Genomic DNA, 14112 nt, shown 5'->3' with positions numbered 1-14112 from the left:
CCAATAAAAACCAATACTTAGGTCTATAAAACAAAAAAGCCAATACATAAAGTATTGGCTTTTGAAATAGTGAAAACTTAAAACTATCGATCTAACTGCGCTGCTTGTCTACGTTTAAATAGGCGAACTACTTTAGCAAAAATTGCTTTAAACACTTTACCGACATCGCTCATAATAATGTACAAACACGGCACAAGTAGTAATGTGATCAGCGTAGCAAACATCACCGCAAAACCAAGTGCGACAGCCATCGGTATTACAAATCTAGCTTGTAGGCTGGTTTCAAACATGATCGGTAGTACACCCGCAAAGGTGGTGATAGAGGTCAGTAGTATTGGCCTAAAACGTGCGCAACCGGCTTCTATTACCGCATCTTTAATCGTAATACCTTCTCGGCGGGCTTGGTTAACAAAGTCGGTCATCACCAGCGAGTCATTAATAACCACCCCCGCTGCGGCAATAATACCGAAGCCAGACATTAAGGTCAGATCTAAGCCAAACCAATAATGCCCCCAAATTGCGCCCGTTAAACTAAATGGAATAACCGACATCACAATCAAAGGTTGTGCGTAACTTTTCAGTGGTACAGCTAATAAGATATACACTAGGATCATACCACCGACAAAGAACATTTTTTGCTGGTTGGCTTGTGCTTGTTGCTCTTCAATAGCGCCACCAAGCTCTGACTTAACACTTGGGAATTCGTCTTTAAGTTGTGGCAGCAGTTTATCTTTAACTTGCTTAATGACTTCGTTTGGCTCAATGAGTTCTTCGTCAATATTGCCATACACGTAAACAGTACGATAACCACCTTCACGACGAATATAGCTGATACCCGGTGTTTCTGTTAGCTCAACCACATCACCTAGCAGCACTTCTTTGCCTTGTGGGGTTGTAATAACGGCATGCTTAAGCGATGAAAATGCTTCGCGAGTCAGTTTAGGGTAACGCACCATTACGCGTACTTCTTCACCGCGACGAATTACGCGCTGCGCTTCACCACCGTAAAAGCTAGCACCGACTTGATTAGCAATCGACGCTAAATCCAGGCCTAGATCATACGCGACTGGCTTTAAGCTCATTTGCACTTCTTTACTGGCAGGGTCGATAGTTGAGCTAATATCAAATAAGCCTTCTTGCTGCTGCAATAATTGAATAAAACGGCGTCCAGCGTCATTTAAAGTGTCGATGTCTGAGCCATATAGTAAGTAACCAAACTCACCATCGCCACCACCTTGACTATTCACATCATCATAAATCGTTAACGACTTAACACCGGCAATAACCGGCATCTGCTCACGCCAGCGCCGCGAAAGCTCAAAAGCGTTATAAGGGCGTAAATCTTCTTCAACTAAAGGCGCAAGCAATTGTGCTTCTGTGCGGCCTTGGTTAAACACCAGTACATCTCTGATCAGCTTTTGCCCATATTCACGCTCAGTTTCTTTATCTACAGCAACCACCATGGCCTCAATTTCGCGAATTGCTTCAATGGTTTGCATATCTGATACATTGTCGTTCATCTCTAAATTAATTTGCGGGTAATCATGTGGTATTTTAGGCATAAAGCCGGTACGCACTTGATTTGATGCAATTAAGGCAAACGTGATAATTAGTAACGCAACAAACGAGAAAAATACCGCCCAACGCCATTCAACACAACGCACAATAAAGCGTCTGTATGGGCCGTTAACAAAACCAAAAAAGCGTTTATTAAAACGAGCACGCCAGCTATCAGGTTTAATTGGCGGAAAATTAGTATGGGCAATATGTGCAGGTAGAATGAGCTTTGACTCGATTAAGCTGAATATTAAACACAGCATAACGACTACAGCAATACCGTAAAAGAACGCACTTTCAGGACCTGAAGATAAGGTAAATGGCGCAAATACCGCAACAGTGGTTAATACACCAAAGGTGGCTGGAGTGGCGACTTTTTTAGCGCCGTTAACGACGTTAACCACACCACCGCCTTTTTTCTCTATCTCAGTGTAGGCGCTTTCTCCGATGACAATGGCGTCATCCACCACAATCCCTAGCACCATGATAAAGGCAAATAATGACAAAATATTAATGGTGACACCAAATAATGGCATCATCATCATGGCACCTAAAAAACACAACGGTAAACCAACCATTACCCATAAAGCTAACTTAAAGCGAAGGAATAACGACAGCATAATGGCGACTAAAATAGCCCCTTGGATTAAGTTATTTACCATCATCTCTAAACGCGCATTAAGATAGTAAGTCATGTCCATTAATGGCTCTAAACGCACCCCCGGTGGTAACTCTTTATTTTTTTGATCGATAAATGCCTTTACTGAATCCGCAACAGGAATAATACTTTGATCTTCCGTTGCTTTTACCGATAAATAAACTGCATTTTCACCATTAAATTTAAAGTAGCGCTCGCCCTCAGTGAACTGGTCTTTAATCGTCGCAATGTCTTGCAACAACACTTTAGCGCCATTATCACCAATTTTTACCGGTATTTGCCGAAATTCCTCACCAGAATACAGTTGATTTTCAACCCGAACCGAAATAACCCCGGCATCGGTTGTTAATTGCCCGGCTGAAAAGTTAGCTGAATATCGACGCACAGCATTAGCGACTTCACTTAACGTTAAGTTGTATTGGCGTAGGGTGTCAGGTTCAATTTCAATGGCAATTTCATCCAGTGGAACATCATTGACCACTAATGACACATTTGAAAGCTGCAACAACTCATTTTCGATGCGATTAGCTATGGGTTTGAGCTCATTAAGAGGTAAGTCAGCGACTAACGTCATGCCGATTACATCTTGACGAAATTCAATCTGACTTATGGTGACCGGCTCCATCCCCGCAGGAAATGTCGCAATGCCATCTACCCGCAATTTAATTTTATCCAGCACCTCAGTAAGCTCAGCATCAGTGCTTATTTCTAGCTGAGCACTGCCGCCATTACGAAACGCGCGGTACACACCTTTTTTAATTTCCGTAATATCTTTTAAAGATTCCTCAATCTTAATTAAGATACTTTCTTCCATTTCTTGCGGCGATGCCCCAGGGTAATTGGCATTGATAGTAATATAGTTAATTTCAATGTTTGGGAACATCTGCCGTTGCATCGTTGCAAAGCTAATAAGCCCCATCGCAATAATGAACACCATCATTAAATTTGCCGCGACAGAGTTATTGGCAAAATAAGCGATTAGGCCTGTTTGTTTTTCACTGTTTGGCAGTTCAGTGTTAGTCATAACGCAGTCTACCTTTTATAGTTTTTCAGTGGCGGCACTATCAAGTGCCTCAACTTTTTTTACATCCTGAACACCAGCGATTTTTACTGCCATGCCCTTTTGTGGATATTCAGGTAAAGTAAGCACTAGCTGATCATTGGCTTCTAAACCATCGCTAATATAAAAGTATTCGCCTTCTTCGCGAATTACTTTTACTTTACGAGGCTCCAGCTGCTGCTCGTCATTTACAATCCACACAGTTTGATTATTTACTAATTCTTGCGGTAAACGATAAATATTTTGCAACGTGGTGCCAGCAAAGCTTACTTGTACATAGCTGCCGTATTTAATCGCATGTTGTTTATTCACTAAACCATAGGGATCTTCAATACGCACCACCAAGCTACTCATGCGCGTGGCGTTATCAACCACTCCTAAATCACGGTCGATCACTGCTTCACGGGTGAAACCATGCAAACCGGTTTTTATAACCGTGGCAGTAATACCTTTCACACGCTCGGGTAAAAACACACTGTCAAAACCTGCAATAGGGATGATCACTTCTGCGGTTTCTATATTATTTAGTTCCGCAACTTGAGTGCCCATATTAATATATTGGCCAACACCAATTTCACGGTTCACAACTAGTGCATCATAAGGAGCGGTGACTTCGCAATTATCTAAATCACGTTGCGCGCGCTTTAACCGTGCTTGTGCAGATTTAACCGATGCTTGTGCACTGAGCACTTGTGGCTCGCGTAAAAATAATGCCGTACGCTCTTTACCTGGAAAACGTTTTGCTTCATCTTCAGCGACTTGTGCTTGCGCTTGCTCTTCAATCAGTTGTGCTTGAGCTTGGGCAAGTTCGGCTTCTGCCTGTAATACAGCAGCCTGATAGTTATCTTTTTCAATACTGAATAATGTTTCGCCGCGGGCTACGATACCGCCCGCCACAAAATTCGGATGCCAACTCACCACTTCACCCGATACTTGTGCTGATAAATAGGTGCTCTCTAATGGCCTAACCTCACCATAGCTATTAATCATAACTTGATGGTCATTAGCGGCGACAGGTTCCACTTTTACAACCGGTCGAGTATCAGCGACTTCTTTTTTTTCTGGTTCTTGAGCCATTGCATTTATCCCAGCAAAACCTGCAATTCCTACGCTCAGCGCGACAAAAGGAAGCGCCCATTTCAAAATACTTGTTCGCATAATCAATACCCCTAAATTTCTACTAGGGCCATAATAACAGAGCTGGATGAAACATTAACGTGACATTTGTAAGCAACTGTTACAAACCCTACATATTTTTTACAGCCTTTACTGTCGATCTTTATAACAAGTACTTTAGCTTTATCTGTTAATCTCAAGCGATCAATTATTCACCAGAACAATCACTTTATACACAACATAGACAAACGATGTCATTGTTGTTTTCAAAACCGCACAACCCCGTGTTCGATATCGAACAATCATCATTTTAGAATCACCAAAAATAAAATTAAACAATTGAAAATAAACACTATTTATTTTTGGCATCAAATTTTCATTCACTACACTATCAACCACGCAGATTTGTAGATTATGAATATTAATATTGAGCACACCACCAAACGAAACAAACTCAAAATAACCCTCATTGTTACGGCACTGATACTACTTGCCTGCATCGGGTATTTTACGGTGCAACCAGCTATGCCACAGCTAAATGCTAGTACGCTCAATGTAGTGACCGTCCAACAAGGTGATATTGATATTATGACGCCAGTGTATGGTCAATATGCCTCACGCTATGAGCGGCTAATTAGTGCCCCTGCCGTGGGTCAAGTCAGTGAAATTTACCTGCGCGCTGGCGCAGATGTTGAAGCCGACACTGTAATAGCCAAACTCACCAACCCAGATCTAGAACAGCAATTCTATGAAGCTCAAGCCAAGCTTGAGCGAATGCATTCTGAATTCGCGGCATTTAAGTTTCAAAAACAAAATGAGCAACTCACTTTTCAAGCTGAACTTGCCGATACTGATAGCCAAATACAGAGCGCTAAATTAGATGTTGATGTCAATCAGCGCTTATCAGAGCAAGGTATTGCCGCCAAAATTGATTTAGAGCGTGCCACGTTGAAATACCAACAACTTCAGAAGCGCCTTGAGTTTGCAAACTACCGTTTTGAAAAGCAAAAAGAAATGCACAAGTTAGAACTGCAGCAGCAACAAATTTTATTAACACAGCAGCAAAAACAAGTAGATTTAGTCAGTAATAAAGTGACGGCATTAACAATCACCGCAGGAATAGCAGGCACATTACAACGTTTAGATATTGAACTTGGTCAACGTGTCAACCAAGGGCAAGCAATGGCGCGAGTGGGATCAAAAAGCCAACTAATGGTTAAGTTAAATATTCCTCAGCGCATGGCGGAGCGTATTCAACTTGGTGCCCGAGTCGACCTAAAGCACCCATCGGGTATGTTAAAAGGCACCGTAAAACAATTGGCATCCGTGGTCGAAAACGGCTTTATTATTGCCGAAGTACACCTGAGTGAACCACTACCGACCAATCTGCGCCCTGCGCAGCCTGTCAATGCATTGGTATTTGTTGAGCGTAAAGAAAACGCCCTCTATGTAAGCCAGCAACCAGGATTAAAACCACTTGGTGCGCAACTGCTCTACAAACACTTAGCGAATCAAGCACAACTACAGCAACAAGAGATCACCTTTGGCGAACTAACAGGCACAGAATTACTCATCATCGCCGGTGCAAACGCCGGTGAAAAAATTATCACAAATGATTTAAGCCAATGGCATACTTACAGCCACTTGGCGCTAGATACAGCAAAACTTTAAGGAACAATACCATGACTGCACTCGTTACCATTAACAACATCAATAAAGTGTATAGCAAAGGCCAAGTTAAAACCCATGCACTACAGGATGTCTCTTTAACAATAAATAAAGGCGAATTTATTGCCATATCAGGCTCATCTGGCTGCGGCAAATCAACCTTACTTAGTATTTTAGGACTGCTAGATACGCCAACCGATGGCCACTATCAACTTGCGAATATTGATACCCACAGCCTTAATGTTGATCAACGCTCAAGTGTACGAAACAAACACATTGGCTATGTATTTCAGTCCTTTAATTTAATCGATAGCTTAACTGTATTTGAAAACGTAGCTCTGCCGCTGGAGCATCGCGGTACGCCAAGCAAAGACATAACAGCCGCTGTAGAACAACAATTAGCAGCTGTTAACATGAGCGCCCGTTTAAATCATAAACCAAGCCAACTCTCTGGCGGGCAGCAGCAACGGGTTGCGATTGCCCGCGCGCTTGTTGGCAACCCAGACTTACTACTTGTCGATGAGCCGACAGGTAACTTAGATAGCCAAAATGGCGATGCTGTTATGCAGCTACTACTTGATCTAAATAAGCAAGGCGCCACCGTGGTCATGGTGACCCATGACGAACGTTATAGCCAAATGGCGCAGCGTCAAATTCGCTTATTTGATGGCAAGGTGTTAGTTGAGCATCAGGAGGCGGTAGCATGAGTTTTTACCTTCGCGCTCTACGCCATGGCGTTTTGAGGTTATTTACCTTACCACGCTTATCTTTGCCTATTTTAATCACGCTAAGTTTCACGCTGGCAGCGGTGTTAACTGTGGTAGCAATGAGTAGTAATCTGATTTTTAAACCGTTACCCGATATTAAAGACGAACACAGCCTCTATGCAATTAACCGCACTATGGCTGTCTCAGAGGATATGCGAGTATCAATATTTACCACCAAGCGCCTTGCACTATTAGCTGAACAATATAAAGAGTATGGCCAATTTGCAGGCTTTCAAGTAGATGACAGCGCGATAAAAGTACATGACGTTGCTTACCCTGTATCGCGCTTTGATGCCAGTGATAACTTTATGGCAGTGGTCGGCGGCGAACTATTACTCGGTGAATTGCCAAACCTAGAAAACAGCCAAAATGCAGTGTGGATTTCTCAAAGCTTATGGCGCAGCGCATTTCAAAATAATGCTAATGTAATCGGGCAAACCCTGCAACTTGAAGGCCAGTCGCTACAAGTTCGTGGTGTCGTTGCTGATTTTTCGTCTTTCACATCCGAAAATGACGAAAAGTACGCCCAGCAAATATGGCTGTATTACGACTTAGCAGAGCAAGCCGCAAAGCCAACACAAATGACTATTGATGGCAGCCTACAGCCGCTGTTTCGACGAACTCAACGAGCAATCACAGCGAACGACATCGAAGAATTCTGGCAGCAATATTACCAACAACAAGCTGATCAACTTGGTCCAATGCAGCAAATGTTTGAAAGTATGAACCCTAAAAGCACTGTCATGCTCTATCGAGAGAGCCTAATGGCTGAACAGCAAACTATGATCTGGTTTTTACTCGCCACTGTCACCATTCTACTCATCATGGCAAGCTTAAACCTGCTCAATTTGTTTATTGCTCACTATCAACAGCGTGAGCAAGAATTTGCTACTCATCTGTGTATGGGCGCTACCCGAAATAAGCTCTTGGTGATGAGTTTCTTAGAAAATCTCAGCACCTTTTTACTTGCCGCAGTATTAGGTTTATTGGGCGCTGCGTGGTTGATCCGCATCTTACCGATAATCAGTGGTGGTAATATCGAGATGCTCGAACTAGTCAAAATTGACGCTTCAACCATGCTAGTTGCGCTAGTGGCGGTTTTAACTATCAATCTATTTTTTGCATTTTTATCAACCCGACAATTTGATCAAACACAGCTAATTAGTAATTTAAATAACGGTAATAAAGGCGTTAATGCAGGGAAAATAACCATGCTTAGTCGCATACTTTTTATTGCACAATTAAGCTCTGCCGCAGTGATATTAACGGGTACCGCCATGCTAGCGAATGCGGCTTATAACACCTTAAATGTCGATTTAGGTTTTACCCCTGGTAATACACTTGTTGCCCAAATAAGCCTACACAATAACGAGAAAGCTCTTTTAACTAATGCCGAGTTGGAAGCACAAAAAGCCGAGCTAGATAATGACCCAGACAGCGAGCAAAAAGCGAAACAACGCTTTTTGGGCACACTCGATATAAAGCGCCAATTAAGTCAAGCTGTACAAAAGCTTCAACCAACTATAACCATATTACAAAGCCAAGGTGAGCCGTTTAATTTTAATACCACAATTAGCATGAATCAGGATGATGAAACCCAAAAAAGGTTCACCTTTATGAATATTAATATAGCGGCTGATTACGTGGATACATTTGGCTTGAGCCTACTAGCTGGGCAAAATATTAGCCAAACACAATACCAAGATTTAGATGATGTGGCGCTGATCAACGAGACCTTCGCCAAACAAATCTCGACTGACGGCACGCTTGAATCTGTCATAGATAAAAAAATTGCTAGCCGACGCATCATTGGAGTGGTTGCCGATACCTATACTATTATGGCTAAAAACCAAGGCTACCCAGCTATGCTTTATACTGACAAGAGCAACACCTCAACAATAAACTTAGTGATGCAACTGCCCCAGGGGCAAGAGTTTGCTAAGAGCGCTATTATTCAAGCAATTAAAAGTGCTCATCCACAAGTCAACGAAGTTAAAGCTCGTACACTGACTGAACGCTGGGACGAACAAACAATGCCGGCACGTGTACAGTTTTACTTTATCAGTGCATTATCGATATTAACGCTACTGTTAGCCGCAGTGGGCAGTAACGGTATGGCAATGAACTTTACAGAACTAAAACGCTTTGAGCTTGCCATTCGTATGGCAACTGGAGCAAGTCGTAGTAATCTTATGAAACGTACCATTAAAAGCTTTAATGGTTTACTACTGAGCGCACTTGTCATTGCGATTACACTGGCTTGCGGTATTTATTTGCTGCTGCAATTACAAATACCTTTATTACCGGCTTTTTCCTGGCAGGCACTTACTGTATTCACTAGTTTATTGATTGCTATCGTCTTTATTGCCATTATTTTGGTAGTATGGCGTATCATAAATGCTGATCCTATGCGTGCACTTAGAGAGCAATAAACTTTTAAGGAGTTGGCAGCAAGCGCTGCCATTACGACCATTATGAACCAACCCACTATTTTGGTTGTGGATGACGATGACGATATCCGCTTTGCCCTAACATTACTGTTAGAGCAAGCCGGTTATCGCGTGGTTGAAGCAGATGGACCGGTGCAATGCATGCAATTGCTTAGCCGTTTAACGCCAGCATTGGTGTTATTGGATATGAACTTTACTCGTGATACCACCTCAGGCAAAGAAGGACTCGCGTTACTTGCACAAATTAACCCTTTGAATATTCCTGTTATTTTAATGACCGCTTGGGCTAACATTGAGCTGGCAGTCAGTGGCTTACAAAATGGCGCGAAAGACTTTATTGAAAAACCATGGCGTAAAGAAAAACTACTTAGCCAAATTGCCAACCATATAAAATCTATTACCACAAAGCCTGTGGACAATAATTGGATTGCGCAATCCAGTGCGATGCAATCCCTCGATACACTCATCAAGCAACTGGCGCCGACTGATGCAAACCTACTAATTTTAGGTGAAAATGGCACCGGGAAATCGCAATTAGCACAGCGTATTCATCAGCTCAGTAGCCGCTGCGAGGCGCCGCTAGTAAGCCTCAATATGGGCGCATTAGCCGAGTCGTTATTTGAAAGCGAACTGTTCGGTCATCATAAAGGTGCCTTCACGGATGCCAAACAAGACCGCATCGGCGCATTTAGTCGCGCTAAAAATGGCACTTTGTTTATGGATGAAATAGGCACTTTGCCGTTTCATTTACAGCCAAAGTTATTACAGGTACTGGAAACCGGTGAGTTTACTCCCCTTGGCGCAAACGCCAGCGAACAGGTAGATGTGCGACTAATCGCAGCCACCAACCAAGACTTAGCCAGCGCAATTACTAACGGCCAATTTCGCCAAGACTTATATTATCGCTTGAATACTTTTGTTATTCGCCTGCCCGCACTACGTGAACGCAAGGACGATATAGAACCGCTGAGCGAGTATTTTATTAAGCAGTTTGCAGCTAAATACAACAAGCCCAAGTTGCTATTATCAAGCAGTGCCAGCGAGATATTAAAAAATCATGTTTGGCCTGGCAATATCCGTGAATTAAGCCATGTAATGGAACGTGCCGTGCTTGTCTGTAGCAGTGAAACGATTGAAGTCAGCCATATCATGCTCGATAACCAAGCGACACAAAGCCAATCAATCCCTGCGCTTACTTTAGAAGAGCTAGAAAAACAACGCATCGTTGAGGTATTACAGCAGCATAATCAGCAAATTACAGCGGCGGCTAAAAGCTTAGGTATTTCTCGTAATGCGCTTTATCGGCGGATGGAAAAATACCAACTCGAAGGTCAAGATGAGTCGTTTTAAGATAAGCCATAAAACCAAAGTGGTTGCCATTTTAAGCGCCGTATTTGCCGCAATCCTCACCCCGACTACAGCTTTAGTGTACCAACTAAGTCAAGACTCGCTGCTCACCGTCACTTTAGCTATTTGTTTAAGTTACGCGCTCATCATTTGCGCTTATCGACTCTTTCATAGTCATTTTACGCCAGTCACCCAATTACAAGCGTATATAGATGCAAAACAACAAGGACAAAGTAACCTCAGTTTAGGCTATAGCGATCCTAGTTCACCATGGGCAATACTCGGCGCACAAATTGAAACGTTATTTACAACACCACAACCGCAATCTGAGCACTTAATTGACGGGTTATTCCAACATTGGCCACACCCAATCGCATTATTTAATCAGCAAAGCCAATTGATATTTTTTAATCACCCAATGTACGTACAGCTGAAAACCCCATTATTACGGGGTATGACACTCACTGAGTGCGGTTTTAGCTTTAATAATAAACAGTGCAACCATGCTAAATTAGACCAGAATTGGCAAATACAACGCATTACCCTAAGTGATGCTAAACAAACACTGATCACTGCCAGCTATATAGGCCATCAATTACAAGATGCTAAACGCCAGTCACAAGCTGATTTAATTCGTATTTTGTCTCATGAACTGAATAACTCACTGACGCCAATGGCCTCAATGGCAGATACTTTACTAAATACTAATGAATTAAACGAACAACAAACAAGGCAAGTGCTAACACGGATTAAATCACGCAGCGAATCACTACTACTTTTCATAAAAGCCTATGCAGAGTTAACTCGCTTACCCAGCGCAAAGCCGCAACACTTTGATTTAAAAACACTGGCAACTCTCAATGCCATAGAGCAACACATTCAGCTTAACTATGCTGGCGAATCACAATGTTTTGCAGATAAACTACTGATTGAACAGCTACTCATTAATTTATTTAAAAACGCATCTGAAGCCTGCACTGAGCAAGCTCACATTACGTTACGCTGCTTTGCGCAAGGCGACATGCAAATATTACAGCTAACAGACAACGGCCCCGGTTTTGCCAATATTGAAAACGCCATCCACCCCTTATACACCACCAAAAAAACCGGTAATGGCCTCGGCCTTGCGTTATGTAATGATATTGTGCAAAAACACAACGGCCAACTGCTATTGGCTAACACAGAGCATGGCGCGAAAATCACCATTAAACTGCCACAAGGTTAGTCTGCATTTGCTTAATCGGTATTTTTTAATTGCGTTATTTTTTCACTATAATTAACATGGCATTTGGATAAAACTATAAATCAAAAGGGAAATATATGTCGAATTTCGATGAATATAAAGTGATCCACGTGGTTGAAGGTGGTTGTGGGACATTATTGCTTGGCTCAAGTGGCTTACCACTTAAAAAGCTTGAAGCAACGTTAAATGTTGAAGCACAAGATGGTTGGCAACTGGTCTTTCAAGTGATAGAAAATAAACGCTTTTGGCTATTTTGGTCCCGTGAAGCAGTGATCATTACGCTAGGTAGAAAACGTGCTTAAAGCATACATTTTGAGTGCAATTCGCCGCTATCAAAAAAATGGCGGGGCAAAATCGCACTTCAATTTAAGCTGTAATTTCTCGCCATCGTGTTCAGAGTACACACATCAAGCGATTAGTCACTATGGTGTGTGTAAAGGGCTCATACTAGGGCTTAAGCGAATTAAACGTTGTAATGATCCCGATTGCGTGACCACTAAACACGACCCGCTACTATAAAGGTAACTGTATGACTCCCGAGCAACTCAAAGATGAAGAAGAACAGCTACGCTCACAAGTTAACCAACTCAGCAACGACACGCGTAAAATTTTCTATCAACAGCAGCAACAGCGCATAAAAGATCCCGATACATACGCCGTGCTAAATTGGTTTTTTGTTGCTGGCTTGCATCACTTTTATTTAGCAAACTACCCACGAGGCGTGGTTAACCTAACGCTAATGTTAATTGGCTTATTATGGATTGAAAGCGTGGGTTTACTGCTTATTTTATTGGTGTTTTTAATAGAACTACCGCAGCTATTCAAAAGCCAGCAAATTGTCCATGCTTATAACAATCGGGTAATGAAAACGCTTTTACAAGAGCTGCAAGAATCCAATCACTAAGCCTTTTATAAAACTCTCTAAAAATTACTAGTATTTAAGCACGAAGAAGGTAACACCTCTTTTGGTACCGTGGTGTTATTCTTTCCAACTGCCCGCATCCCTGTTACAGGTTCATCAAAGCCACATAACCACGCAATTGGGCTCGTAGGACTGCCAGTAACCACCGCAGGGCGAAAAGTTAATATTTTACCCTGTAAGGGTGCTGACGCTTTATTACCTAGACTAATGTGGATTGCTCCCGCGTCAATCATAATACCAGTTACCCGATTACCGATTAAAAACTGGCTTTGTGGTACGCCTGCTTGTGCATTATTTTCAGGAAAACGCCCATGCTCAAGATAAAATGTCGTCACATCTTCCCGTAATACCGCTGCCATAGCTAAAGGATCAACCAGCTCACTGCGCTGCAAATATTTACTGTATTGTGGCAACGCAACCGATGCCAAAATACCAATGATAGCAACAACTACCATCAGTTCGATGAGTGTAAATCCTTTATATCTCATACTATTTCTCCAATCATAAAAATAGGTTGGTAGGCTTCTTTTAAAAATAAATAAATCGCAACAACCATTACCACTGTAAAAAGCATAATAAGTGCACTGATATACTTTTGCGTTAGGCTATGTAACAACAAAACTTTTTGTTTTACTAAACATCCAAATTCTTCGTTAACGTTCAGGCCATGTAATCGGCAACTTTCTAAATGAATGAGTTCAGGTAATGTGCAATTATCTTGCGAAAGCTTGGCAGGAAAGCTCAGTATCGCCATTAATATCGCATACTCTTGCTTAATTTTTGGAGGGATAAGTAATCCAAGCACACCACAAAATGGCTCCGACAAGCTCAAATAACACGCATCTCGTAATTTAAAAATAGTTAAACACAGTATCACAAACAGTATTGCTAACAGCAGCAAAAATCCGTACCAATACTCGTTATACCAGCTAAATGGGTTATCAAAATAAAGTTGATGGGAGCTGAGTATTTCTGTAAATGTGGGGATTACATACAGTTGATAAATAAAACTAATAGCAATGAATGTAGCGAACACTGCGGTAATATAAAGAAGCTGCTTCTTATATTCAAAGTGCGACTTAGCGAGCGCCTTTGGTAACCTAGAATAACAATCGGCAAGTACAGTTTGCTGCTGTTGATTCGAGCTATTGATTAATTCGTCAGCTAATTTTTTTGCCAACGCGCTGTGGCGCTGAGCATGTCCATAGATTTGCAAGTGACTAACCTCACTTAACTGACTTTGCTGTGTTGCACTAAGGTTATTTGTGGCTGAATAAAGCCTGCACAAATAACCGAGTTGATGCCAGTTCATACCCTATCCTTA

General features: G+C 42.0%; 12 protein-coding genes. 8 read left to right on the top strand and 4 right to left on the bottom strand.

Annotation, left to right across the window (positions count from 1 at the left end; genetic code table 11):
* Positions 1–83: 83 nt before the first annotated feature.
* Both NDQ71_RS12465 and NDQ71_RS12460 read right to left on the bottom strand, forming a co-directional pair.
* Positions 84–3239, bottom strand: a complete 3156-nt coding sequence (locus tag NDQ71_RS12465) for an efflux RND transporter permease subunit (RefSeq protein ID WP_301561689.1) — start codon at positions 3237–3239, stop codon at positions 84–86.
* 15 nt (positions 3240–3254) lie between these two features.
* Positions 3255–4433: an efflux RND transporter periplasmic adaptor subunit gene (locus NDQ71_RS12460; RefSeq protein ID WP_301561688.1), complete on the bottom strand. Its 1179-nt coding sequence runs from the start codon at positions 4431–4433 to the stop codon at positions 3255–3257.
* Between the two features lie 372 nt (positions 4434–4805).
* Between NDQ71_RS12460 and NDQ71_RS12455 the strand changes: the two genes are divergently transcribed.
* From NDQ71_RS12455 to NDQ71_RS12420, 8 genes are all read left to right on the top strand, one after another.
* The gene (locus NDQ71_RS12455) at positions 4806–6062 is read left to right on the top strand and encodes an HlyD family secretion protein (RefSeq protein ID WP_301561687.1); all 1257 of its coding nucleotides are present in this window, start codon (positions 4806–4808) and stop codon (positions 6060–6062) included.
* An 11-nt stretch (positions 6063–6073) separates the two neighbouring features.
* Positions 6074–6766, top strand: coding sequence for an ABC transporter ATP-binding protein (locus NDQ71_RS12450; protein ID WP_192541771.1), 693 nt, complete (start codon positions 6074–6076; stop codon positions 6764–6766).
* Positions 6763–9258, top strand: a complete 2496-nt coding sequence (locus tag NDQ71_RS12445; RefSeq protein WP_301561686.1) for an FtsX-like permease family protein — start codon at positions 6763–6765, stop codon at positions 9256–9258. The genes NDQ71_RS12450 and NDQ71_RS12445 overlap by 4 nt, the downstream gene beginning before the upstream one ends.
* Before the next feature lie 12 nt (positions 9259–9270).
* Entirely contained in the window at positions 9271–10626 is a 1356-nt protein-coding gene (locus NDQ71_RS12440; RefSeq protein WP_225736600.1) for a sigma-54 dependent transcriptional regulator, read from the top strand.
* Entirely contained in the window at positions 10613–11848 is a 1236-nt protein-coding gene (locus NDQ71_RS12435) for a PAS domain-containing sensor histidine kinase (RefSeq protein ID WP_192541769.1), read from the top strand. Before NDQ71_RS12440 ends, NDQ71_RS12435 begins: the two co-directional genes overlap by 14 nt.
* Before the next feature lie 95 nt (positions 11849–11943).
* The gene (locus NDQ71_RS12430; RefSeq protein ID WP_192541768.1) at positions 11944–12168 is read left to right on the top strand and encodes a DUF4177 domain-containing protein; all 225 of its coding nucleotides are present in this window, start codon (positions 11944–11946) and stop codon (positions 12166–12168) included.
* The gene (gene yidD / locus NDQ71_RS12425; protein WP_301561685.1) at positions 12161–12385 is read left to right on the top strand and encodes a membrane protein insertion efficiency factor YidD; all 225 of its coding nucleotides are present in this window, start codon (positions 12161–12163) and stop codon (positions 12383–12385) included. Before NDQ71_RS12430 ends, yidD begins: the two co-directional genes overlap by 8 nt.
* Positions 12386–12395: 10 nt before the next feature.
* The gene (locus tag NDQ71_RS12420; protein WP_192541924.1) at positions 12396–12770 is read left to right on the top strand and encodes a TM2 domain-containing protein; all 375 of its coding nucleotides are present in this window, start codon (positions 12396–12398) and stop codon (positions 12768–12770) included.
* 17 nt (positions 12771–12787) lie between these two features.
* On the opposite strand, the gene NDQ71_RS12415 is transcribed toward NDQ71_RS12420, so the two are convergent.
* Together NDQ71_RS12415 and NDQ71_RS12410 are read right to left on the bottom strand one after the other, a co-directional pair.
* Positions 12788–13276, bottom strand: a complete 489-nt coding sequence (locus tag NDQ71_RS12415; RefSeq protein ID WP_192541923.1) for a pilin — start codon at positions 13274–13276, stop codon at positions 12788–12790.
* Complete coding sequence (locus NDQ71_RS12410; RefSeq protein ID WP_192541922.1) at positions 13273–14100, bottom strand: hypothetical protein; 828 nt, start codon at positions 14098–14100, stop codon at positions 13273–13275. Before NDQ71_RS12410 ends, NDQ71_RS12415 begins: the two co-directional genes overlap by 4 nt.
* Positions 14101–14112: the final 12 nt, after the last annotated feature.

It is taken from the genome of Pseudoalteromonas sp. KG3 (assembly GCF_030436385.1).
In the GTDB taxonomy this organism is placed as follows: domain Bacteria; phylum Pseudomonadota; class Gammaproteobacteria; order Enterobacterales; family Alteromonadaceae; genus Pseudoalteromonas; species Pseudoalteromonas prydzensis.
Note: the sequence above shows the minus strand (reverse complement) of the source record. Positions and strands in the feature narration are given on the sequence as shown.

What these genes read in the sequence shown, in the direction of transcription:
- NDQ71_RS12465 (WP_301561689.1), bottom strand. Translation starts at nt 3,239, where the DNA reads ATGACTAACACTGAACTGCCAAACAGTGAAAAACAAACAGGCCTAATC.
- NDQ71_RS12460 (WP_301561688.1), bottom strand. Translation starts at nt 4,433, where the DNA reads ATGCGAACAAGTATTTTGAAATGGGCGCTTCCTTTTGTCGCGCTGAGC.
- NDQ71_RS12455 (WP_301561687.1), top strand. Translation starts at nt 4,806, where the DNA reads ATGAATATTAATATTGAGCACACCACCAAACGAAACAAACTCAAAATA.
- NDQ71_RS12450 (WP_192541771.1), top strand. Translation starts at nt 6,074, where the DNA reads ATGACTGCACTCGTTACCATTAACAACATCAATAAAGTGTATAGCAAA.
- NDQ71_RS12445 (WP_301561686.1), top strand. Translation starts at nt 6,763, where the DNA reads ATGAGTTTTTACCTTCGCGCTCTACGCCATGGCGTTTTGAGGTTATTT.
- NDQ71_RS12435 (WP_192541769.1), top strand. Translation starts at nt 10,613, where the DNA reads ATGAGTCGTTTTAAGATAAGCCATAAAACCAAAGTGGTTGCCATTTTA.
- NDQ71_RS12430 (WP_192541768.1), top strand. Translation starts at nt 11,944, where the DNA reads ATGTCGAATTTCGATGAATATAAAGTGATCCACGTGGTTGAAGGTGGT.
- NDQ71_RS12420 (WP_192541924.1), top strand. Translation starts at nt 12,396, where the DNA reads ATGACTCCCGAGCAACTCAAAGATGAAGAAGAACAGCTACGCTCACAA.
- NDQ71_RS12415 (WP_192541923.1), bottom strand. Translation starts at nt 13,276, where the DNA reads ATGAGATATAAAGGATTTACACTCATCGAACTGATGGTAGTTGTTGCT.
- NDQ71_RS12410 (WP_192541922.1), bottom strand. Translation starts at nt 14,100, where the DNA reads ATGAACTGGCATCAACTCGGTTATTTGTGCAGGCTTTATTCAGCCACA.